General features: G+C 48.9%; 16 protein-coding genes. 6 read left to right on the forward strand and 10 right to left on the reverse strand.

What is annotated here, in order from left to right; translation table 11 throughout:
* Positions 1-115: 115 nt before the first annotated feature.
* The 6 genes from ACZ42L_RS01150 to ACZ42L_RS01175 all read right to left on the reverse strand — a co-directional run bounded on the left by ACZ42L_RS01150 (position 116) and on the right by ACZ42L_RS01175 (position 7,978).
* Entirely contained in the window at positions 116-1,837 is a 1,722-nt protein-coding gene (locus ACZ42L_RS01150) for an alpha-1,3-galactosidase-related protein (RefSeq protein WP_464716387.1), read from the reverse strand.
* An 18-nt stretch (positions 1,838-1,855) separates the two neighbouring features.
* Positions 1,856-4,132 (reverse strand): RelA/SpoT family protein, encoded by a 2,277-nt coding sequence (locus ACZ42L_RS01155; protein ID WP_464716388.1) that lies wholly within the window; start codon positions 4,130-4,132, stop codon positions 1,856-1,858.
* A gap of 24 nt (positions 4,133-4,156) precedes the next feature.
* Complete coding sequence (locus ACZ42L_RS01160; RefSeq protein WP_464716389.1) at positions 4,157-5,482, reverse strand: lytic transglycosylase domain-containing protein; 1,326 nt, start codon at positions 5,480-5,482, stop codon at positions 4,157-4,159.
* Positions 5,483-5,497: 15 nt separating this feature from the next.
* Positions 5,498-6,118, reverse strand: coding sequence for a DUF5683 domain-containing protein (locus tag ACZ42L_RS01165; RefSeq protein WP_464699991.1), 621 nt, complete (start codon positions 6,116-6,118; stop codon positions 5,498-5,500).
* Positions 6,119-6,199: 81 nt separating this feature from the next.
* Positions 6,200-7,111: a ParB/RepB/Spo0J family partition protein gene (locus ACZ42L_RS01170; RefSeq protein ID WP_464699993.1), complete on the reverse strand. Its 912-nt coding sequence runs from the start codon at positions 7,109-7,111 to the stop codon at positions 6,200-6,202.
* A 102-nt stretch (positions 7,112-7,213) separates the two neighbouring features.
* Complete coding sequence (locus tag ACZ42L_RS01175; RefSeq protein WP_464699995.1) at positions 7,214-7,978, reverse strand: ParA family protein; 765 nt, start codon at positions 7,976-7,978, stop codon at positions 7,214-7,216.
* Between the two features lie 113 nt (positions 7,979-8,091).
* Between ACZ42L_RS01175 and surE the strand changes: the two genes are divergently transcribed.
* The 3 genes from surE (at position 8,092) to ACZ42L_RS01190 (ending at position 12,956) form a co-directional block, all read left to right on the forward strand.
* The gene (gene surE / locus ACZ42L_RS01180) at positions 8,092-8,862 is read left to right on the forward strand and encodes a 5'/3'-nucleotidase SurE (protein WP_464716964.1); all 771 of its coding nucleotides are present in this window, start codon (positions 8,092-8,094) and stop codon (positions 8,860-8,862) included.
* 254 nt (positions 8,863-9,116) lie between these two features.
* Complete coding sequence (lpxB, locus tag ACZ42L_RS01185; protein WP_464716390.1) at positions 9,117-10,268, forward strand: lipid-A-disaccharide synthase; 1,152 nt, start codon at positions 9,117-9,119, stop codon at positions 10,266-10,268.
* Positions 10,269-10,601: 333 nt separating this feature from the next.
* A complete protein-coding gene (locus ACZ42L_RS01190) occupies positions 10,602-12,956 on the forward strand; it encodes a TonB-dependent receptor (protein WP_464716391.1) in 2,355 nt (784 codons plus the stop codon).
* Positions 12,957-13,036: 80 nt separating this feature from the next.
* Here the strand turns inward: ACZ42L_RS01190 and ACZ42L_RS01195 are convergent, their stop codons facing one another.
* Genes ACZ42L_RS01195 through rsfS form a run of 4 tightly spaced genes read right to left on the reverse strand, consistent with a single transcriptional unit; the run spans position 13,037 to position 17,370 of the window.
* The gene (locus ACZ42L_RS01195; protein WP_464716392.1) at positions 13,037-13,990 is read right to left on the reverse strand and encodes a glycoside hydrolase family 5 protein; all 954 of its coding nucleotides are present in this window, start codon (positions 13,988-13,990) and stop codon (positions 13,037-13,039) included.
* A gap of 40 nt (positions 13,991-14,030) precedes the next feature.
* Positions 14,031-14,900: a phosphatidate cytidylyltransferase gene (locus tag ACZ42L_RS01200; protein ID WP_464700001.1), complete on the reverse strand. Its 870-nt coding sequence runs from the start codon at positions 14,898-14,900 to the stop codon at positions 14,031-14,033.
* Between the two features lie 17 nt (positions 14,901-14,917).
* Entirely contained in the window at positions 14,918-16,957 is a 2,040-nt protein-coding gene (gene ftsH, locus ACZ42L_RS01205) for an ATP-dependent zinc metalloprotease FtsH (protein ID WP_464703217.1), read from the reverse strand.
* A gap of 53 nt (positions 16,958-17,010) precedes the next feature.
* Positions 17,011-17,370 carry a ribosome silencing factor gene (gene rsfS, locus ACZ42L_RS01210; RefSeq protein WP_464700005.1) on the reverse strand — a complete coding sequence of 120 codons (360 nt, stop codon included), beginning with the start codon at positions 17,368-17,370 and terminating at the stop codon, positions 17,011-17,013.
* Positions 17,371-17,573: 203 nt separating this feature from the next.
* Between rsfS and ACZ42L_RS01215 the strand changes: the two genes are divergently transcribed.
* From ACZ42L_RS01215 to ACZ42L_RS01225, 3 genes are all read left to right on the forward strand, one after another.
* On the forward strand, positions 17,574-18,848 hold the full coding sequence (locus ACZ42L_RS01215) for a suppressor of fused domain protein (protein ID WP_464716393.1): 1,275 nt from the start codon (positions 17,574-17,576) through the stop codon (positions 18,846-18,848).
* Between the two features lie 364 nt (positions 18,849-19,212).
* A complete protein-coding gene (thrS, locus tag ACZ42L_RS01220; protein ID WP_464700009.1) occupies positions 19,213-21,177 on the forward strand; it encodes a threonine--tRNA ligase in 1,965 nt (654 codons plus the stop codon).
* Positions 21,178-21,367: 190 nt separating this feature from the next.
* Positions 21,368-23,179, forward strand: coding sequence for a leucine-rich repeat protein (locus ACZ42L_RS01225; protein ID WP_464716394.1), 1,812 nt, complete (start codon positions 21,368-21,370; stop codon positions 23,177-23,179).
* Positions 23,180-23,240: the final 61 nt, after the last annotated feature.

Below are 23,240 nucleotides of genomic sequence, written 5' to 3' on the forward strand. Positions count from 1 at the left end.
GCAGCAATGTTGCCGAGCCTTTGCAGTTTTCCTAGGTACTGAATGCCATATTCAAAGACAATATGGTTTATCCGGCAAAGGGGTAGGGGATAGGGCATTTGATGCAGCTTTCTGACTACTTGCTTTTCTCCATTAAGATGATTTCTTTCTTATTCTTTGGCAGCGGTGTAAGCCAGTTGATGGTGTTGTTCTTGAACTTCAGACCGCTTACACTCTTGGCATAGAGTACGGGATTGCCACTTTGCGAGAATGTATTGCCGATGATGCGGATATTCTTATGGACGGGGAATTTCGGGTCGACAACTTTGTTGGAGGGATTGATAACGATGGTGGCTGGCGCTGGATAGGCTTTGAATCCGCAGTCGATAAATGTGTTTCCCTCGATGAGAACGTCGGTTACGGGGCCTGACTCAAACCAGCCTTCGGCATCACTCTCGATGAGTATGCCACTCATGGCAGTCTTCATAAACGTATTGTTGGCAATAACGGCCTTACGGGGAGTGGTAACCAGTATGCCGCGCGTACTGGTGCGACTGAAGAAGTTGTTACGAATCTCTACTTCGGGTGTCCATGTCAGATTCTCGATACAGTCGTGATTGAGTTCTACATCGGCAGGAATGTCGCGGTCGAGAACCAATTCTATAGTACGCGGATTCAGCACTTTAGTGGCTTTGACGGTGCATTGGCCATAGCGTATCATCCTAGCTGACCGGATAAAGGCAACGGTGTCGCCGGGGAAGAAAGCGTCAAATCCATAGGTTTGCGGGTGCATGAAGCGCAGTTCGAGCGTGCGGTTGTCGAGCTTGCGGATAATGCGGAGATTCGTGCCATGCACGTTGATACAGTCGTCCTGAGCACCGGCATATCGGCAATTTGTGACGGTAATCTTGCCGGCGCATCCAGAAAAGTGCATGAAATCGGCCGATGAGGCGAGCAGGCGTCCGCTGCCTTCGCGTGGTTCGCAGTATACGCTGTCCATCGTAATGTTGCGTGTAAACTGGCTTACGATGCCCAATCCGTGCATATAGTGTACATATACGTTCTGCAATGTGATGTTGCGGCTGTAGGCCAGGAACATGCCTACTTGGTCGCGGATGATGTCGCGGATGGTGAGTGTGTTGCCTATTTGGGGTCGAAAGGTCGCAGGGGTATGGAATTTGAGGATGCCGGGACTGACTTCCTCTACCTTCGAGGGAGCAAGAATCTTGTTGAAGTCGGTGGTATATTGGAAGTGTTGGGTCTCAGGATTATACTCTATGCAGTGGTTGCGATTGCTGCGCCATCCCTCGCCGATGAGTTGTAGCTGATGATTGATGATGGTATAGCGGCTGTCGCGGTGCAGTTTGACTACCACACCATCGTTGTCTTGCCTGATATAGGTAAGTTCCGAACCGCCCGGACGCTCAAAATCGAAATGGAGATTGCGGAGTCTGATGTCGCTGCTGTGCCAGGCGGAGAGCATCGTCATCTTGCCATGATACATGAGTGTAGCCCCGTTGCCCTCGATGGTGAGCCCTTGAATGCTGTCGATCAGAAGGCCTATGACCTTGGTTTTCGTGGGGCATTCTATCTCAGACGAGGTGTTGCTGATGTAGAAATCGCGTTGCTCAGCTCCTTCGGGCCATATATCGTAGCGGCCATTGTCAAACGTGAGTACTTTGACACGGTGTGTGCGGCAATAGTCTATGGCCTTGCGGATGGCCTTGACGCAATTCTGGAAGCTGTTGGCACGGGCGCCGAACTGTGCCACGTTGACGGTATCGGCAGACTGCGCCTGTACATACAACGAACAACAGAAAGCCAGAATGGCTATGAATAGTAGTCGTTTGTGTCTCATGGAATAAGGTGTTGAGGGTTATTTGATATATTGTACTTCCTGCATATCGGGTATTTGCCGGAGGTTGGCAACGATACCTCTCACTTCGTCGCGGTCGTGTACACGCACCTCTATGACTCCGTCGAAGATGCCGTCGTTGCTGCTCACGGTGACTCGGTGGATGTTGATGTCCATCTTTCCCGAAATGATTTCGGAGACATCGTGCAGCATTCCCTTGCGGTCGATGCCGTGGAACTCGATGATTGCATCGAAGAACATCTGATTGTGCATGTCCCACTGAGTGGCAAGGATGCGATTTCCGTAGCTTGTCTTCAGCTTACTTGCGATGGGACAGTTGCGGCGGTGAATCTCTATCTGGTTCTTGTTGTCAATATAACCGAGCGTATCGTCGCCGGGAATAGGGTGGCAGCAGGTGGGGAAGATGAACGAACGGATATTCTCTTCGTTGATGAGGAGGGTCTTCTTGCGGTTGAAGTCCTTGCCGACAATGAAGGTTTCGGGCTTTTTCTCGACTTCTTGATTCTCCTTCTTGCTATGTCCGAAGAACGGGACATACTTGCGCCAGCCCAGAGAGGTAGATTCTTTTTTGGGCTTGCCCATCAGTTCGTCCAAGTCTTTGTCTTCGAGAACGATTTTCTTTTCGGCCAACGCCAGAAAGAAAGCTTCCGGTTTCTGGATGTTATGGGCGTCGCAGAGCTTGGCTACTATAGAGGCCGACATCTGCATGTCGTTTTTCTGTAGCCAGTCGTTGAGCATGTCTTCGCCCTGCTTTAGCAAGGTCCGCTCGTCGCGCCGGAGAATGGCTTGCACCTTGGCACGGGCTTTGGCGGTAGATACAAAGTTTATCCACGAGGGTTGTACATGTTGTGCCTTGCTCGTCAGAATTTCCACCTGGTCGCCGCTTTGCAGCTTATGACTGAGTGGAACGAGCTTGTGATTGACCTTGGCACCAATGCAATGACTGCCGAGGAATGTATGGATTTGGAAGGCAAAGTCGAGGGCTGTGCAGCCTGCGGGCATGGTCTTGATTTCTCCCTTGGGCGTGAACACGAAGATTTCTGATGCAAACAGGTTCAGTTTGATGGCATCGAGAAAGTCCATTGCGTCGGGTTGCGGGTCGTCCAGAATCTCCTTGATGGTGCGCAGCCAGTCGTTCAACTCGCCTTCATCCTCTGTATATTCTCCACCCTCCTTATATTTCCAGTGGGCAGCGAAGCCTTGTTCGGCCACTTCGTTCATGCGGTCGCTGCGTATCTGTACCTCTATCCATCGGCCCTGCTTGCTCATCAGTGTGACGTGCAGTGCCTGATAGCCGTTCGCCTTCGGATGGTTCAGCCAGTCGCGCAGACGGTCAGGATGGCTCTTGTATATCCGGCTGGTGGCCACATAGATGTTGAAGCATTCGTTGATTTCGTTGTCGCGCGACTTCGGGGTAAAGATAATGCGGACGGCCAGAATGTCGTAAATCTCATCAAAGGTGACATGTTTGTTCTGCATCTTGTTCCAGATGGAAAAAGGACTCTTCACCCTTGCTTTGATTTCGTATTGGAATCCCATCTTGTCCAAGGCTTCCTTGATGGGACTGGTGAACTGGGCGAAGAGCGTATCGCGCTGCGCCTCGGTGGCAGCGAGCTTACGCTCAATCTTGGCATATTCCTCAGGATGCTCGTAGCGGAAGCTGAGATTTTCCAGTTCGGTCTTGATTTTGTTGAGGCCAAGACGATTGGCCAGCGGGGCATAGATGTACATGGTCTCGCCTGCAATCTTGTATTGTTTGTTGGCAGGTTGGCTGTCCAATGTACGCATGTTGTGCAGACGGTCGCATATCTTAATCAAGATGACACGGATATCGTCGCTCATGGTGAGCAGGAGTTTCTTGAAGTTCTCAGCTTGTGCCGATGCTTTGTCTCCGAAGATACCACCGCTAATCTTTGTCAGTCCGTCTACAATCTGGGCTATCTTCGGACCGAACATGTTCTCAACATCCTCTACTGTGTAGTCCGTATCTTCCACTACGTCGTGGAGTAGGGCCGAGCAGATACTCGTAGAACCTAGTCCCATTTCCTCGCAAGCCACTTGTGCGACGGCAATGGGGTGCATGATGTAAGGCTCACCAGAGAGTCGTCTCACTCCCTTATGAGCCTGACGGGCAAAATTGAACGCTTTGGTAATGATGTCGACTTTCTTTCTGTGGCGTGAAGCCAAGTAGGTATCCAGTAAATGTTGGAACGCATCATTAATTAATTGGTTGTCCGCCTGCTCGCGGTTCTGCTCTTTCAAATTATGCTCGTCCATAGTGTTTTATAGGTTTAGAGGTTGTTATTTCACTTTAATCTTCTTTCCGGCACGGATGCTGTTGCCGGATATCTTGTTCAGCTTCTTCAGCTTTTTCACGGTCGTACCATTACGTGCTGCAATCTCTGAGAGGGTGTCTCCCTGGCGTATGGTGATGCTTCTGCCACGACTTCTTCTCTCTCTTCTGTGGCGACGCGACGATGACGAACTGTGGCGGCTATAGTTTCGACTCGACTGATAAGTTGGAACATCGTCGTTCACAACCACCTCTTTGCGCTTGGTAGTCAGTTCATTGGACTCGTAAGCATAGACCGCTTTCTCGTTATCAATGAATTCTGTAATTTTAGCCGAGGGCAGACGCAACGCTGTAGAGCCGTTGCTGCCATTGATGATGTTGCGGCGATACTGCGGATTCAATTCCCGTATCTGGTCGATACTGATACCGAGAACGTGTGAGAGTTGTTCGAAATGAATGTCACGGTCTACCATCACGGTGTCTGTCTTGCCAGGTAAGTCGGTTGTCATGGGACAGATGTTGTGGTCGCAATAGTAGTTCATGATGTAGTTGGCAGCTATAAAGGCCGGCACATATCCTCTTGTTTCCTGTGGCAAATAGGGATAAATCTGCCAATAGTCATTCTGTTTGGCGCGGTGTATGGCCTTATTGATTTTGTCGGGACCACAGTTGTATGCGGCAATGACCAGATTCCAGTCGCCATAGATGTTATATAGGTCTTTCAGATAGCGGGCTGCTGCGTATGAAGACTTGACAGGGTCGCGACGCTCGTCGACCAGTGAATTGACTTCCAGGTCGTATCGTTTGGCCGTCCTGAGCATGAACTGCCACAGTCCTGTAGCCCCAACACGTGATACGGCAAGTGGATTCAAGGCCGACTCTATGACTGGAAGATATTTCAATTCCAATGGCAGACCGTAGCTTTCCAGGGCCTGTTCGAAGATGGGCATGTAGAAGTTTTGCGCTCCAAGCATGAATGCCACAGAGCGACGCAGGTGTCCGCTATAGCGGTCGATAAACTTCTGTACCACGTCATTGTATGGCATTTCAATGATGGTGGGCAACTTACTGAGACGTTCCTTGTACACCTTGCGGTCGTACATAGGATTGACATCGGGCATATTGCAGCTTGTATCAGCCTTCAGGTAGGCTTTGGAATGATAGAGGTGGAGCAGGCTGTCCAGCTCTTGAGTCATAGCTTCGGGGAGTTCTATTACTTCATTCTTCCCTTGCGCGTCGGTCACTGTGATTTCGTTGTCGTCATTTGATTGGGCTTGCACGCTGCAAACCCCACCGAACATCATCGTGATAACGAGTAGATAAAGTTTGTTCATTCTATGTTTTCTTGTTTAAAAGTTCAGACTGCAATTCAATCCTACCGCATTGGCTTTGAAAGGATTGCGTTCTGTCTGATTGTTTATGATAGTAGGTGTCACCCTTAGACTGAGGTCGTTGGAAATATCGAACTCAGAAAGAGAGGCATCCACATAAGCGTCGATGACGGATAGAGCATACACACCTATCAGCACGAAGACGCTCAAATCGCGCCAACGGCGGAATCGGTCCTTACGTTTTCTGAACAGATTCTGATATGTAGCCTTGTTCGAATCATTGATGGTAGCTCCTAAATGCAGGAATTCATTGTAGCTCTGCGTGTTCGGATCATCGTCCACTAGATCCAGATAGGCCTTGGCATAGTCCTTATACATCTGGTTATTCCAGTTGATGGCATAGGCACAGCCGACCATTCCACCATATATAATAGGTAGTTTCCAGAATTTGCGGTTATAGATTTGTCCGGCTCCTGGCACTACCAAGGCCAGCCATAATGCGCGTTTGGGACTCGGACGCCATGTTGCCCAATTCCGCTTTTGCTTCTTGCGAGCCATGCTGTCTGTCTCCGCAAGAGCAATACTGTCCTTGTGAGTCAACGCTTGAGCTACCTTGATGGTTGCGGTATCTTGGGACATAGAGGTCTGGCCATGCCCGGATAAGGGCGATAGCACGACCAACGCAGTGAGCAATATGTGAGTCAAACCTTTCACCTAGACTTAGTCTTTCAGTTTGTCGAAGATGTTCATGATGCGCTCCAGTTCCTCCTCATTGGCAAAGGGAATACTGATTTTGCCCTTTCCCTTGGAAGAACAGGTGAGCTGGACCTTCGTATTCAGAAAGGACGAAAGACGTTTTTTCAGGATGCCAAACTCTTCGGGAAGTTGCTTCTTAGCTATAATCTTCTTTCTTCCGCTCTCAATATCGTCGCCATTTTTGAGATGTTGAACCATCTCTTCTACCTGACGAACGGAGTAGCCGTTCTTTTGTACCTCCTTGAAAAGCTTGATTTGCAGCGAGGGACTATCTATAGCGAGCAATGCCCTGGCGTGTCCCATGTCGATTTCTTTCTTCTGCAATGCCATCTGAACTTGTGCCGGAAGTTTAAGAAGACGTAGGTAATTGGCGATGGCCGTACGGCTTTTGCCAACCCGTTCCGAAACTTTTTCCTGAGTCATACCGCTGCCTTCCATCAGATGTTCGTAAGCCAAAGCTATCTCAATGGAGTTCAAATCCTCGCGTTGTATATTCTCTACTAACGCCATTTCCATCACATTTTCGTCGCTGATGGTACGGATATAGGCGGGAATAGCGGTCAGGCCGGCTAATTGCGAAGCACGCCAACGACGTTCGCCGGCAATAATTTGGAAACGATTGTCGGCTATCTGGCGCAACGTGATAGGCTGGATAATACCAATTTCGCGGATGCTTGCAGCCAATTCCTGCAATGCTTCCTGGTCGAATTCGCGGCGAGGCTGGTTCGGATTTGCCTCAATCTGCTCGATAGGAATCTCGTTGATAGTCGATGAGCCTTGTGTACTCACTCCTTCGGTGGAGATAAGGGCATCCAGTCCCATACCTATTTGGTCGAGTCCTCTTCCTAGGTTATTATATTTTTTGCGTACTGCCATAGTGTTTGATGAGTTTTTGAGTTTATAAGTTAATGAGTTTCTGAGTTATCGGTTGATAGTTTTGGTCAAGAACTAAAAAACTCACAAACTGATTAACTCACATCACTTATTCTTATTAATAATCTCTTTGGCCAGTGCCAAATGGTTTTTGCTGCCGGTAGAATCGGCATCGTAAAGTATCACGGGCAATCCGTGACTGGGACTTTCACTCAGTTTCACGTTGCGCTGGATGACGGTCTTGAATACCAATTCCTGGAAGTGGCGCTTTACTTCGTCGTAAATCTGATTAGCCAGACGCAGACGGCTGTCGTACATCGTCAGCAAGAAACCCTCAATCTCCAACTGCGGATTCAGTTTGCTCTTGATAATCTTGATGGTGTTGAGCAGCTTGCTGATACCCTCCAAGGCAAAATATTCACATTGTACAGGGATGATGACAGAGTCGGCTGCCGTGAGAGCGTTCACTGTAATGAGTCCGAGAGACGGGCTACAGTCTATTAATATATAGTCGTATTCGCTTCTGATGGGTTCGAGAAGTTTCTTGAGTACCTTCTCGCGCGTTTCCAGATTGAGCATTTCTATCTCTGCGCCAACGAGGTCTATGTGGCTGGGAATAATGTCCAGGCCGTCAATATCAGTGGTGTAGATGGCATCGCGCACATCGGCATGGTCAATGATACACTCGTAGAGAGAGCATTCCACTTCCTTTATATCCACACCCAATCCACTGGAAGCATTTGCTTGTGGATCGGCATCTACAACAAGCACGCTCTTCTCCATGGTTGCCAACGAGGCAGCCAGGTTGATGGTTGTAGTGGTTTTTCCCACTCCGCCTTTTTGATTAGCTAATGCGATGATTTTTCCCATTTGTTATTGCTGTTGTCATTAGGGTTCGTGTTGCAAAGTTACAATAATTCATTGAAAAGGCCGTATTTTACTCCTTTTTTTGCTACTTTTGTAGAGAATTCAACATTATTATAATAGAAATGAAGAAACCCTTTATATTGATTTCAAATGATGATGGCTACCATGCCAATGGCATCAAGAGTCTGGTAGCGATGGTCAGTAGCTTTGCTGAGGTGTTGGTGGTAGCTCCTGAATCCGGGCGTTCGGGCTTTTCGGGAGCTTTCTCGGTCACGACACCGTTGCGCCTGAAACCTCGTCATAACATGCCGAACGCCGAAGTATGGTCGTGTAATGGTACGCCGGTAGACTGTGTGAAGTTGGCTCTCGACCAGTTTTGCCAGAATCGCCGTCCCGACCTGATACTGAGTGGCATCAATCACGGTGACAATTCGTCGGTCAATACGCATTATTCCGGTACGATGGGGGCTGCCATGGAGGGCTGCATGAAGTATATTCCGTCTATAGCCTTCTCCAGTTGCGACTACGATGTGAATGCCGATTTGTCGCCTCTTGCGCCCTATGTACAGCGAATAGTGCAGAAGGTGTTGTCCGAGGGGCTTCCTAAGGGCATCTGTCTGAATGTGAACTTCCCCGCAGGAAAGGATTTTCAGGGTGTCAAAGCATGCCGGATGGCTTATGCGCAATGGATAAAAGAGGTGGTCAAAGAGCGCCATCCGCGCGATTTCGACTACTTTTGGATGGTGGGCGAGTATCGTTGCGATGAACCCGAAGCAGAGGATACTGACTATTGGGCATTGGCTCATAACTATGTTGCCATCACTCCTACGCAGATGGATGTCACCGCTCATGAGTTTATAAAAGAAGTGGATTCGTGGGAGTTGTAGGGAGGAAGCTGGAGTTAGTGGGAGTTAGTGGGAGTTAATAAGAAGTTGATAAGGAGTTTATAAGGAGTTTATAAGGAGTTAATAAGGAGTTAATAAGGAGTTAATAAGGAGTTAGGGGGAGTTAATAGACAATAGTCTATATCGTTATGTCTAACGAAGCATTGGCCCGATCTTCCCCCCTTAACTCCCCCTTAACTCCCCCTTAACTCCCTCTTAACTCCCTCTTAACTCCCGTAAAAACCATCATAAGAAATATGAAATACTATCTCATTGTAGGCGAAGCCAGTGGCGATTTGCATGCTTCTCATTTGATGAAGTCGCTGCTTGGCGTAGATCCGGAAGCGCAGTTCCGCTTCTTTGGTGGCGACTTGATGTCGGCTGTGGGTGGCGAACGTGTCAGACATTATCGCGAATTGGCCTATATGGGCTTCATTCCGGTGCTGCTGCATCTGCCCACAATCTTCCGCAACATGGCTTTCTGTAAACAGGATATTGTACGGTGGAAGCCCGATGTTGTCATATTGGTAGATTATCCGGGATTCAACCTCAACATAGCCAAGTATCTGCATGCACACACCGAGATACCCGTGTATTACTATATCTCGCCGAAGATATGGGCTTGGAAGGAATGGCGCATCAAGTCGATACGCCGTGATATAGACGAGCTTTTCTCCATCTTGCCCTTTGAGATTCCCTTTTTCGAGCAGAAGCATCATTATCCCATCCACTATGTAGGCAATCCTACGGCCGACGAAGTGCGCCGATTTCTGGCCGATTATCGCGAGACGAAGACGGAGTTCTGCACCCGTCATCGTCTGGACGACGGCAAACCTATCATCGCCTTGCTTGCCGGCAGTCGCAAACAGGAGATTAAAGACAATCTGCCGGCTATGATAGAGGCGGCCCGTCCTTTGGCCGAAGCCTACGGGTGTCAGCTTGTCTTGGCCGGTGCTCCCTCTATCGACGATGCCTACTATGCGCAGTATGTGGATGGCAGCGGTGTACACATGGTCAAGAACGAGACTTTCGCGTTGCTTGCCCACGCCTCTACGGCACTTGTCACGAGTGGTACGGCCACGCTCGAAACGGCCCTTTTCCGTGTGCCGCAAGTGGTATGTTATGAGACTCCCGTGCCTCGTCTCATTCGTTTTGCGTTCAATCATATCATCAAAGTACCGTTCATCAGTCTGGTCAACCTGATAGCCGACAGGGAAGTCGTGCCGGAGTTGTTGGCCGACAGATTCTCTGTGTCGAACATCAAGAGCCATTTGGAAGCCATTCTCACCGATACCGAAGACCGTCGGGCGATGCTGGAAGGATATGAGGATGTGGCCCATGCGCTTGGCGACACCGTCGCTCCCGACAATGCCGCGCGTATGATGGTCGACTTATTAAGCAAGGGGTAGGGCCGTATGCGCTCGTTCAGATAGAATACTTGTTTTACTGCAGGGCCTTGGCAGCGGTGCTGCAAGGGCCAGACAGCAATGCTGCAAAGCCCGAACAGAAATACTGCTGAGGCTTTGCAGTTTTTTAGTTGGGAAGTCGACGCGATTGCAAGTAGGCCGTATCTTGTTTGCAAGTATGCCGGCTGGGCAGTATGGAGTGTCGGACTGCGCGCTTTGTAGGGAGGCTGACGGGGTAGAATGCCTATATATAGGTATTGCCAGTGTATGGGTATAGTGCTACCTTTGTAGCACATAATACCCGTATTAATTATTAACTCAAAATAAGACTAAAGTATGATAGTAAAACTACGCTTGTTTTTATTCTGTGCATTGGTGGGATTTGTATTCTCTGTCAATGCCGAAACAGACACTCCCTTGGGTAAGACCGATGCCAATGTATACGGCCATGTGGTGGACAGGAAGACGGGGGAGCACTTGCCTTATGCGCATGTGACAGTGAAGGGGACAACCTTGGAGACGGCTACCGATGCCACGGGGCATTACTACCTGAAGAATCTGCCCCTACGGCTCTGCCAGATAGAAGTGACGATGGTGGGATATCGCACGGCTGTGATGGAAGTGATGACGAAGCAGAATATTTCGTCCGAACTGAATTTCTCGCTCGAAGAAGATGCTATCTCGTTGGACGAGGTAGTGACGACGGCCAACCGCACGCAGACATTGAAGCGCGAAGCGCCGAACCTGGTGAATGTCATTGATTCGAAGATATTTCGGACTACCAATGCCATGTGTATGGCGCAGGGACTGAATTTCCAGCCTGGTGTACGCACGGAGGACAACTGCCAGAACTGTGGCTTCTCGCAAGTGCGCATCAATGGGCTTGATGGTCACTACTCACAGATACTCATTGACTCGCGCCCGGTGTTTTCTTCGCTCAACGGTGTGTACGGGCTTGAGCAGATTCCGGCTTCGATGATAGAACGCGTAGAGGTGGTAAGAGGTGGCGGTTCGGCACTGTATGGGGCGTCGGCTATCGGCGGTACTGTCAATGTCATTACGCGCGAACCGTTGAGAAACTCCGCAGAGGTGGCCCATACACTGACCTCTATCAATGGGAAGGGGGGCAGCATCGAAAACAATACGACGGCCAATCTCTCTATCGTGTCGGAAGATGGCAAGACGGGATTGTCGGCCTATACACAGTATCACTACCGTCCGGGTTACGACCATGATGGCGACGGCTATACCGAACTGCCCAATCTGCGTAACGAGACGCTCGGTCTGAATGCCTTCTATAAGCTCGATGCCTACTCCAAGTTGCGGTTGCAGTATCATCATATAGGTGAGTTCCGCCGTGGCGGAAACCATTTGGAGCGCGCACCGCACGAGTCGAATATCACCGAACAGCTGGACCATAATGTGAATGGTGGTAATCTGAGTTACGATTTCATATCGCCCAATGCTGCCGACCGCGTAAAAGCATATTTCTCTTTCGGCAGTACGCTGCGTAAGAGTTACTACGGTGGTATAGCCGAAGGCAAGCCGGAGGATGTGGAAACGGCGCTGAAGGCTTATGGGCGCACACGTGATTTCACCTATGTGTTGGGTGGTCAGTATGTGCATTCGTTCTCCCGACTTGGTTTCATGCCTGCTCATCTCACGTTGGGAGGGGAGTATCACTACGATGGATTGAAAGATGAAATCAACGGTTACCATCATTTGCTGGAACAGAAAGTACGTATCTATAGTGGTTATGTGCAAAACGAGTGGCGCAACGAGGCGTGGACGCTGCTCTTGGGTGGTCGGTTGGACAAGCATTCCATGATTCATCATGCCATCTTCAGTCCGCGTGTCAATGTGCGTTATAATCCCTCTCAGGCTGTCAGTCTGCGTGTGGGCTATGCCGGTGGATTCCGTGCACCGCAGGCATTCGACGAAGATTTGCACGTAGGCTATGCCGGTGGCGAGCGTGTCATGACGCGTCTGGCAGCCAATTTGAAAGAGGAACGTTCGCACAGTTTCAGTCTTTCGGCCGACTTCTACCACAATTTCGGCAGCGTGCAGACCAACTTCTTGGTAGAAGGATTCTATACCATGTTGCGCGATGTGTTTGCCTTGCGCAATCTGGAACAGAAAGACAGTGAGGGGAATAACTTGCAGGAACGCTACAACGGTAGCGGAGCAAAAGTGTTCGGAGTGAATCTGGAGGGAAAGGTTGCGATGAGCCGGTGGTTTGATATACAGGCAGGCATGACCTTACAACGCAGTCTTTACGACGAACTGACGGAGTGGGACGAAGGCGCTCCCAAGGTGAAGAAGATGTTGCGCACACCCTCTACCTACGGATATTTCACGGCTTCGCTTCATCCGGCGCGCCGCCTGACGCTCTCGTTGTCGGGCAACTACACTGGTACGATGTTGGTGGGGCATGCTGCGCATACGTTGGAAGATGGTAAGGAAATAGCTCCGGAGGCCGTACAGACGCCCACATTCTTCACGCTGAATACAAAAGTGGCTTACGAATGGCCTTTGACTACTTATATGAAGATGGAGGTGAACGGTGGTATTCAGAATATCACGAACGCTTATCAGCGCGACTTCGATCGTGGTTGGGGGCGTGATTCGGGCTATATCTACGGCCCTGGCCAGCCTCGTTGTTTCTTCGCAGGTGTGAAATTCTCTTATTAAGTATCGGCAAACGCTCTGTTATAGACAAAAAAAGAGTGCTCTCTCGGTTGGAGGGAGCACTCTTTTTTCTTTTCGTTTTTTTATCGGTTATACTGTCTGATAAATTTTCTGACGAGCTTGCCCGACTCATTGAGGTCGGTATCTTTCCATTTTCCGGTAGACGATGCACTGGGAAGCAGCATCGAACAGGTTTCTTTCTTATCGGAGATAGACCAGTTGACCCAGCTTATTTTCTTGCTTTCCATCAGGTCTATCCACTTCTGCCATTCTTCCATATTGAGCGGTCCGTCGCCCGATGCTTCCATTCCGGCACACTCAGATACGAATACGGGCAAACCCGTGTCGATGGCTGCGGCCATGCGCTGGCGCAGATATTCCTTGTGGGTAGCTGCATAGAAGTGGAGAGTATACATCACATTGCTGACTCCCTGTAGCGGACTGGCAGCCACGAGGTGGATATCCTGATCCCAATGGGGGCATCCCATGAGGATGATATTGTCTGGGTCGTGCTGTCTGATAGCGCGGATAACGGTCTGGGCATACTCTTTCAGACTGTCCCAAGAGTCTTCCACAGGTTCGTTGTATAGTTCGTAGATGACATTGGGGTACTTTCCGTACTTCTGAGCCATTTTTCCGAAGAAGTCGGCAGCAGCTTGTGTGTGCATCTTGTGGGCGTGCCAATCAATGATGACGTAAATGTTATTCTTGATAGCTCCTTCTATGATAGGTGTCATACACTTCATGGCCAGTTCGGGATTATCCAGATAGTTGTTATCTATCTGAATGCCCATAGCGGCCCGTACCACCGATACGTTCCAGTCTTTGACCAGCCATTTCAGGCTTTTCGCATTGTAGAAGCGTGGCCAAAGGTTGTGCCACCCATAGCTGACACCTCTCAATACGACGGGCTCTCCTGCCTGATTACAGAGCTGTGAGCCTTTAACTTGCAACTGTCCCCAACGCTTTACTGGGGAGACTGCATAGATTTGACATGCCACCATTACACCTATGGCGGCCAATAAGATTCTTTTCATGTTTTTAATGTAGTTAGTTTGATTGTTTATGTAGTTTTGTCTAAAATAGCGTAAGTGTGTATAAATAGACGACCGCAGCAGGTATTGCCATGAGCGAAGAGTCGAAACGGTCGAGCATACCACCGTGTCCCGGCAGGATATTGCCACTATCCTTGATGCCGAGGGTGCGTTTGAAGAGACTCTCTACGAGGTCGCCCCATGTGCCGAAGAACACGACTGTAAGGCCCAGTCCCATCCATCCGGCAATGCTGAGTGTATGGGGCGTGTCGCCTTGATTGGCATAGTAGCCGATAACCGCAGCTACAATCAGTACCAGGATACCACCTCCGACGCTGCCTTCCCAGCTTTTGGCAGGGCTTATTCGTGGAAACAGTTTGTGCTTGCCCAGCAACGAGCCGGAGCAATAAGCACCCGTGTCGTTGGTCCAAAGGAAGATGAAAACGGAGAGTGGAAGCAGCATGTCGTACGCAATGGCACTGCCGTCGGCCACCGTTGATTCAAAAGCCAGGACGTTAATCATGGAGAATGGCAATGCTATGTACATTTGCCCAAGCATGGTGTAGGCCCAATCGTTGATGGGGTCTTTCGTGTTTAGATAGAGATTGCTGATGAATAGATAGACGATGGTCAGCAGATAGGGCACAAAGACGATAAAGTTGGGAGTGATTCCCGTGCGATAACCGGCCACGGCCAAAAAGAAGTAGACGCCGGCTACGGTCGAGATAAACCGGTTCACCTGTACGTTTTCGCGGGTGTTGACGAGTCCGGTATATTCCCAAAGGGTCAGTCCGGTAATCAACGCGAATAGAAATACCATTGCGCGTGGGGTGAAAAAGCACACCACCATGATAACGACAAATAGCACGCCCGTAATCGAGCGTACTATTAGATTCTTCATTTTATCAGACATAGTTCTATGTATTGGTCTTAACTTTCAGTCTGCTCGGCCAACTTCTGTTGATGTTCGGCCTCTGCTTGCTTTACTTCTTCCGGCATGTCTTCGAGCTTTGGCGCATTGGCTTCGTTCTCGTTGATAATCTCCTGTGAGCGACTTACCCACGGACGTTTGCCGAAAATGTTTTCCACATCTTCCACATAGATGACTTCACGCTTGATGAGTAAATCGGCTAACTGATTGTGTCCATCCTTGTGTTCGGTCAGAATCTGCTTGGCACGGTCGTACTGCTCGTTAATCATCTTCAGCACTTCGTCGTCGATAATCTTCGCCGTCGTGTCGGAGTAGGGGCGTTGGAACTGATATTCTTGGTTATTGTAATAGCATATATTAGGCAATCTGTCGCTCATGCCGGCATAGGCTATCATGCCATACGAACTCTTGGTGGCACGTTCCAAGTCGTTCATCGCTCCCGTAGAGATATGCCCGGTGAAGAGTTCTTCGGCAGCTCGGCCTCCGAGCAGGGCACACATTTCGTCGAGCATTTGCTCTTTGGTGGTGATTTGTCGCTCTTCGGGCAGATACCAGGCAGCTCCCAGGGCTTGTCCGCGTGGCACGATGCTCACCTTGACAAGTGGGTTGGCATGTTGGCAGAACCATGACACAGTGGCATGTCCGGCCTCGTGTAGGGCTATGGAACGCTTCTCGGCAGCGGTCATTACCTTGGTTTTCTTCTCCAAGCCTCCGATGATACGGTCTACGGCATCCAGGAAATCCTGCTTGCCTACGTAGCTGCTGTTGTGTCGGGCTGCTATCAATGCGGCCTCGTTGCATACGTTTGCGATGTCGGCTCCGGAGAAACCTGGGGTCTGGCGAGACAGAAAATCGATGTCAACAGTCTTGTCTATCTTGATAGGACGAAGGTGTACCTGGAATATTTCGCGACGTTCCTGCAAGTCGGGCAGGTCTACATTGATTTGTCTGTCGAAACGTCCGGCACGCAGCAGAGCCTTGTCGAGCATGTCGGCACGGTTGGTCGCTGCCAATACAATGACACCACTGTTGGTTCCGAATCCGTCCATCTCGGTCAAGAGAGCATTGAGCGTGTTCTCTCGCTCGTCGTTTCCGCCCATTGAGGGATTCTTGCTGCGGGCGCGACCTACGGCATCTATCTCGTCGATAAAGATGATACAGGGGGCTTTTTCCTTGGCTTGATGGAATACGTCGCGTACTCGACTTGCACCTACACCCACAAACATCTCTACGAAATCAGAACCACTCATGGAGAAGAATGGTACGCCGGCTTCGCCTGCAACGGCCTTGGCCAACAGCGTCTTTCCCGTTCCCGGAGGGCCTACGAGCAATGCTCCCTTAGGTATTTTACCACCCAATTCGGTGTATTTGGCAGGGTTTTTCAAGAATTCCACAATCTCCTGAACTTCCTGTTTGGCCCCAGCCTGTCCGGCAACATCCTTGAACGTGATGCCAAGGTCATTTCCTTTCTCATACATCTTGGCTTTGCTTTTGCCCACGCTGAACACATTGCCGCCGGCAGCACCGCCACCGCCCATGCGTCGCATGAGTATAAACCAAATCAAAAAGAAAAGAGCGAAAGGTCCAATCGTACCGACGAGAAAGTTGATAAGCCCATTGTTCTTGTCGTTCTCGTAGCTGAAATCAGTAAATTTACCTTGTTTCTGCTGGGCAGTAAGAAACTCTTCCAATTTGTCTGTCGAGCCAAACTCTACGTCGACAGAGGGTTTCTGGCCTGTCTGCTTGGCACTCATCTGGAACACGTCGCGTATGTTCTTAGCCTTTACATACATCTTCAGTGTCTTCTTGTCGGTGTTGACCACGATATTGCTGGCGTAGCCTTTCACGACATATTCCTTGAATTTGGCGTACGTGGCCTTCTGTGTTGCTCCGCTATTGCTTGCCAGAGAGTTTCCTCCTCCGCTCAGAAGGAAGAGGGCTACGGCAAAGATAATGAGACCATAGAGCCAATTCATGTTGAATCGGGGCATCTTCGGCTCGTTATTATTGTTGCCATTGGGCGATTTTCTGTTGTCCATACTTAATGTTTATCTGATTAATGGAAACCCAAATATCAAATATCGTGCCAGTCCTAATCGAGGTTGGGGATATTGGTCAGTTTGGCATCTTGCCACAGATTTTCAAGGTCGTAGAACTGTCGGGCTTCGGGTAAAAATACGTGTACCAGCACGTCTACATAGTCCATAGCGACCCATTGGTCGGTGCCTAAACCCACTACGTTGACAGGTTTCTCGCCTAAGTCGATGCGTGCCATATCGCCTATCGACTCGGTTATGGCCTCAATCTGTGCCGGAGAATTGCCCTGGCAGATGATGAAATATTTTGTGATAGCACCGTCGATACCCTTTAAATCGACGATAGTGATGTTCTCTCCTTTTTTCTCTTGTATACCTTTGGTAATTGTCTCTACCAGTTTTGCTGTTTCTTCCATTAATTATTATTGTATAAAGCTTTATTTGTGGCAAAGTTAGTAGAAGTTAATAGAATGGCAAAATAAAAGAACTGTTTTTTCTTTTCACACCCGCGACTGCACGGTCAATGGCCTGTTAAGAATCCTGAAAAACCGTGCTTGTCATTTTTTTTTATCAGATTTATGCTATCTTTGTGCCTATCAACCATTTTAAACGCAGTCTTATGTATTATAGCTCTAAAAAACTTCTGAAGGATGAAGCGATTGACACGAAAGAATGTCAGGATGCCTTTTACCAGCATCCTGCAAGCCTGAAAGACTATTTGTCGGCACTGATAGTGGAAGATTTTTATAATAAAATCGGGCAGAATCTATTTCTGTTGTTCGTTTTCGGTCTGCTAGCCATGAGGCAGGGCTATGTCCATATCCTCGTCTTATTGATAATTGGGCTGGGCGTCAAAATCTATGTGCTGGCGAAATATGTGCAGCTATACAAGAATGCTACGTACAAACTCCCTGATAGTATAAATGGTATCAGTGTGGATGGTGAGGGTATTAATTGTCTGATGGGACGTGTCGATAGCCTGTTTATCCGCTACTCGCGTTACCAGTGGGACAATGTCAAATGTGTGCGGACTTTTAAAAATATGGTAATCGTGACCCAAAAGCATCATGACCCATCACTGGTTCTCAGCATGGACAATGTGGATGAGGGTGTAAAAAATGTGTTGGGATTGTGGAAAAGAGCTTTGGTAGGCGAGCCTGTCACCCTCCCGATAATTTATCAAGGGGCAGAGATGGTAGCCTTGGACAAATCGCTGGACAGGATGTTTCTGGCCAGCGAAAGCGATATGACGGAGGAAGAGAAAGAGGATAAATCTTTCGTTTACCACGAAATCGTATCAGAAGACATACATCTAGACATCATGGTCTATATGCCGACCGAACACCGCCCATATTATAAGCTGTGCACATCGGGACTCGGCGCATATCGTATGCCTCTGTCCGAGGAAGATATAGACGACAGAGTGCCCGAACGCGCGGAACTCATGATGTATTTGCCGGCCGATTGGAAGATGATGCTTGGAGAAGACGACCGAGATGTTTTCCAAGACGAGAACAACTATTGGCCGATACGATTGCTCAAAGATTTTGCACGTATGCCGTTGATAGACGGTAGTTGGATAGGCTATGGGCATACCGTGTCGCATGAAGACGGCGAACCATTGGCCGGCAATGTCGGCTTCTCGGCTGCCATATTGGGCTTTCCGCCTGAGGATTTCTGTGTCACCAATCTGCCTACCGGCAAGAGTGTTATGCACTATCTGGTAGTGCCTATCACTGCCGAGGAACTGCAATTCAAGCTTGATAGCGACGATGGTGCAGATGGGTTGTTCCAGAAGATAGGGCTGTTTTGGGAATTGTTTGATACGGAAGTGGGTACAGACGAGTTTATGATACAGCGGTATTTGAATCGTTTGGGAGAGAAAGGCGTGTGATGTGCTGCGAGGTGATGAAAACAGTTCATCATGGTATAGAAAGGAGGTAGGCGATGGCTTGTCATTCGGGTTATTACGGAGAATCATCGTTTCAGGCAGCATATTACCTATTACAGAATGCCCAATATACTACATGTGCGGTAGGCTTGGTTCTATACGAAATCCAGGCAGGATACTCCCAATTTACTGCAAAGGCTCGGCAGCATCGCTGTTTGGGTCTTGCAGCAGTGCTGTCCGGCCTTTGCAGTGTCGCTGCCGAGCCTTTGCAGTAAATTGATGGAGGAATGAAAAGTGGGTAAAAATTATTTCGTTACAAAATAAAATGCTACTTTTGCAAGTATTAAAACGAAATTGCTAATTTGTTATGGTAAAAATCACATTTCCCGATGGCTCTGTACGTGAGTACGAACAGGGTGTCACCGGTTATCAAATCGCAGAGAGTATTTCGCCTGCTCTCGCCCGCGACGTTGTATCTTGCGGGGTCAATGGCGAAACAGTAGAATTGAATCGTCCCATCAATGAGGACGCTACCATTGCCCTTTACAAGTTTGAGGACGAGGAGGGCAAGCACACATTTTGGCATACCTCTGCCCACTTGTTGGCGGAAGCATTGCAGGAACTCTATCCCGGTATACAGTTTGGTTTCGGGCCTGCTATCGAAAACGGATTCTTCTACGACGTGATGCCGAAGGAAGGAGACGTTATCAGCGAGACGGATTTCCCAAAGATAGAAGCAAAGATGAAGGAACTGGCCAAGCTGGACGAGGCTGTGGTTCGCAAAGATATATCGAAGGCCGACGCCCTGAAGGAGTTCAAGGCTGACGGACAGGAGTATAAGTGCGAGCATATAGACCTGGACCTGAAAGACGGTACTATCTCTACTTATACGCAAGGCAAGTTTACCGACCTCTGCCGTGGTCCGCACCTGGTGTCTACAGGGGCTATCAAGGCCATCAAGATTACGAGTGTGGCCGGAGCTTTCTGGCGTGGCGATGCCAAGCGCGAGCAGATGACCCGTATCTACGGTATCACGTTCCCGAAGAAGAAGATGCTCGACGAGTATCTGGCCATGATAGAAGAGGCCAAGAAGCGCGACCACCGCAAGATAGGAAAGGAGATGGAACTCTTCATGTTCTCCGACCGTGTGGGTAAAGGATTGCCTATCTGGCTACCGAAGGGAACGGAGCTTCGCCTGCGTCTACAGGACATGCTGCGCAAGATTCAGAAGCGTTTCGGCTATCAGGAGGTGATTACGCCGCACATCGGCTCGAAGAACCTGTACGTGACTTCGGGTCACTATGCCCATTATGGCAAAGACAGTTTCCAGCCCATCCATACGCCCGAAGAGGACGAGGAATACATGCTGAAGCCGATGAACTGTCCGCATCACTGCGAGGTGTTTGCCTGGAAACCGCGCTCTTATAAGGACCTGCCTCTGCGTATAGCAGAGTTTGGTACGGTATATCGCTACGAGAAGAGCGGTGAGCTGCATGGACTGACGCGTGTACGCTCGTTTACGCAGGACGATGCCCATATCTTCTGCCGTCCCGACCAGGTGAAGAGCGAGTTCTTGCGCGTGATGGATATTATCCAGACCGTATTCAAGGTGTTCAACTTCAACAACTTCGAAGCCCAGATTTCTTTGCGCGATCCTAACGACCATGAGAAGTATATCGGTTCTACGAAGGTGTGGGAAGAGAGCGAGAATGCTATCAAGGAGGCTTGCGAGGAAAAGGGGCTGAATGCCAAGATAGAGTATGGTGAGGCTGCATTCTATGGTCCTAAGCTCGACTTTATGGTGAAAGATGCTATCGGTCGTCGCTGGCAGCTGGGTACAATCCAGGTAGACTATAATCTGCCGGAGCGTTTCAAGCTGGAATATACCGACGATGACAACACCAAGAAGACGCCCGTGATGATTCACCGTGCGCCGTTTGGCAGCATGGAACGCTTCACAGCCGTGCTTATTGAGCACACGGCAGGCCACTTCCCCTTGTGGTTGACACCCGACCAGGTGGCTATCCTGCCTATCTCAGAGAAGTACAACGACTATGCGAAGCAGGTGGCTAACTATCTTGATGGCCAAGGTGTGCGTGCCACGATTGACGATCGCAACGAGAAGATAGGCCGTAAGATTCGTGATAACGAGCTGAAGCGCGTGCCTTACATGGTTATCGTGGGCGAGCAGGAGTCGGCCGAAGGTCTTGTCTCTATGCGTAAGCAGGGTGGTGGTGAGCAGGCTACCATGAAGATGGAAGAGTTTGCCGACCGCGTCAATGCAGAGGTTGCTGAGATGCTGAAGGCAACGGATATCCGTCCAGAAGATTGATTTGATAAGACGTCCCGACCGCCTGTAAGAGGCGATGGGTGACAATGTCTGCATAGAAACCTGCAAGTCTTATGCTTCTTACTGCCTTGATGGGGAGCGAAACGTAAGGCTTGTGGGTTTCTCTTATTATATATAGGTAATTAATAGAGATATTCGTGAGAGCCGGATATCTAGTCAATATGGAAACTCAATGAATTTTTATTGCCATCAGCTTCTGAGAATCATGCTGCTCTTGCTGCTTAGTGTTTACGTGGGGGGAGCAAAAGGACAGAATGCAGATACTCTTGTCTATGACCGGTGTGCCCAGATGCCGGTGCTCAATTATCGGGATGAGCCGTCAAAGCAGTGGCTGGAGATATTCAGATACACATGTTTCTCTACGTTGCCGGCACTACGAATGACTGTTCATATAGAGTTTGTGGTAGAAAAAGACGGTCGTTTGACCCATGCGCGTGTATTGGATTCGCCAGACAAGGCATTGGCCGATTCTTTAGTATCAGCTACTATGCGCATACAGGCCCGTTCGGTGGCGTTTGACAAAGAGGGCAATGCCATACGCTATCGTTGGAGAATGCCCATGAATATGCGGCTGACCTCTCCGAGAGATTACAATGTCTATGGTATTGTGCAGCATGTAGATGCAGCTTCGCTCACGGTGAAGAGCCTAGGAGGAATAACCAAGACGTTCGATATCTTGGCTGCAATGAATGCCGGTAGGATGTTGGGGCGTATTCATAAAGGCGATAAAGTAGCCGTGATTCCAGAGATAGCCAATGGTAAGATGTGTGCTTATAAGGTCTTTGGTATGAGTGGGTTGACAGGTTGGTGGGACTATCACGAGAAAGATGAGGAAGTAAATGTGGCTTTGAGCGATACACATATCAACGGAGGAACTTTGAATGTTCGTCTCGTCTCAAAGGCTTCTTTCCCCGTTATGGCCTTTAACGGCGAGAAGGTTTCCAAACAGAAAGAGTGGCAATGGCATTTTAACAATGACCAATTAGTGGTTGTCACGAAGTCGGCGGAAGGGAATATAGACAGCAGTGCTTTCTATATTGGTGATATACAGCGTGGGTGCTTGTTGCTGAGTCGTGATTCTGATGGTGGCAGATACTATCGGTTAGACAAGAAACAGAGCAAGTCTTATGTCAACCCTAAGCCGACATTGGCTGAGTCTAAAGGCTTGATAGTCTTTAAGGAAAGCAAAGTAGGGCAAATTTGTGTTGCTAATTGGGACACCGATGATGATGGTTATTTAAGCTATTGGGAGGCAGCTTCGGTCAAAGACATTCGACTTGCATTCGCCCGTAGTTTTATAAATCATTTTGATGAGTTTCGTTATTTTACAGCTGTCAATCGCGTTTCCCATCATGCTTTTAGTAATTGTAACCTGCGTTCAGTAGTGATTCCTGAGCAGGTTGATACGTTGAGAAGCTATACTTTTACTAATTGTGATTCGCTTTCGTCGCTAAAAGTATTAGGGAAAGGGACGGTGTTGCAGGGGTATTTTGCGCGGATGTCAGACGGAAAAGGTTTTCAGATTGCCAATCCGCAGTATAAGAAGGTCAATAATTTCTTTGTTATAGCCCATGATACCTGTCTTGTCAGCTGGGTTGGACAGGTTCCCGATGTTGTGAAAGTACCGAAAGGAATTACCGAAATAGCCGAAAAAGGACTTACCTGCTGTTTTTCCATGAAAGTTATCGAACTGCCTATCGGTCTTAAAAGCATCAAAAGTGCTGCGTTAGCATATGCAGAACATCTGGATAGTATCGTTATTCCGTCAACAGTTTCGCTTATAGGTGATGGGGCTTTTGCCTACTGTTATCGGCTGAAGAGTATAGGGTTTCAATCGGAAATACCACCGGTTTTGGGTGAGAATCTTTTCAATAGCTTTGAAAAGTTCACGATAACAGTTCCTTATCGGGGAGTGGAGCTGTATAAACAGCGGTTTCTGGAGCGAATGTCAGAACAGTATGCGTCGTATATTGTAGGCAAGTAGGAATCGTTCGGGAATACTGATATGATGATAGAATAATTCCGGAGAATACTTCTCTGATAGT

The organism is Prevotella mikamonis, from assembly GCF_055381405.1.

Bases quoted from the DNA above. Each gene is read 5' to 3' on its own strand.
- ACZ42L_RS01155 (WP_464716388.1), bottom strand. From the start codon at position 4,132: ATGGACGAGCATAATTTGAAAGAGCAGAACCGCGAGCAGGCGGACAAC.
- ACZ42L_RS01175 (WP_464699995.1), bottom strand. From the start codon at position 7,978: ATGGGAAAAATCATCGCATTAGCTAATCAAAAAGGCGGAGTGGGAAAA.
- ACZ42L_RS01195 (WP_464716392.1), bottom strand. From the start codon at position 13,990: ATGAAAAGAATCTTATTGGCCGCCATAGGTGTAATGGTGGCATGTCAA.
- ACZ42L_RS01170 (WP_464699993.1), bottom strand. From the start codon at position 7,111: ATGGCAGTACGCAAAAAATATAATAACCTAGGAAGAGGACTCGACCAA.
- ACZ42L_RS01160 (WP_464716389.1), bottom strand. From the start codon at position 5,482: ATGAACAAACTTTATCTACTCGTTATCACGATGATGTTCGGTGGGGTT.
- ftsH (WP_464703217.1), bottom strand. From the start codon at position 16,957: ATGGACAACAGAAAATCGCCCAATGGCAACAATAATAACGAGCCGAAG.
- ACZ42L_RS01225 (WP_464716394.1), top strand. From the start codon at position 21,368: ATGAATTTTTATTGCCATCAGCTTCTGAGAATCATGCTGCTCTTGCTG.
- ACZ42L_RS01190 (WP_464716391.1), top strand. From the start codon at position 10,602: ATGATAGTAAAACTACGCTTGTTTTTATTCTGTGCATTGGTGGGATTT.
- rsfS (WP_464700005.1), bottom strand. From the start codon at position 17,370: ATGGAAGAAACAGCAAAACTGGTAGAGACAATTACCAAAGGTATACAA.
- ACZ42L_RS01200 (WP_464700001.1), bottom strand. From the start codon at position 14,900: ATGTCTGATAAAATGAAGAATCTAATAGTACGCTCGATTACGGGCGTG.
- ACZ42L_RS01215 (WP_464716393.1), top strand. From the start codon at position 17,574: ATGTATTATAGCTCTAAAAAACTTCTGAAGGATGAAGCGATTGACACG.
- thrS (WP_464700009.1), top strand. From the start codon at position 19,213: ATGGTAAAAATCACATTTCCCGATGGCTCTGTACGTGAGTACGAACAG.
- ACZ42L_RS01150 (WP_464716387.1), bottom strand. From the start codon at position 1,837: ATGAGACACAAACGACTACTATTCATAGCCATTCTGGCTTTCTGTTGT.
- ACZ42L_RS01165 (WP_464699991.1), bottom strand. From the start codon at position 6,118: ATGTCCCAAGATACCGCAACCATCAAGGTAGCTCAAGCGTTGACTCAC.
- lpxB (WP_464716390.1), top strand. From the start codon at position 9,117: ATGAAATACTATCTCATTGTAGGCGAAGCCAGTGGCGATTTGCATGCT.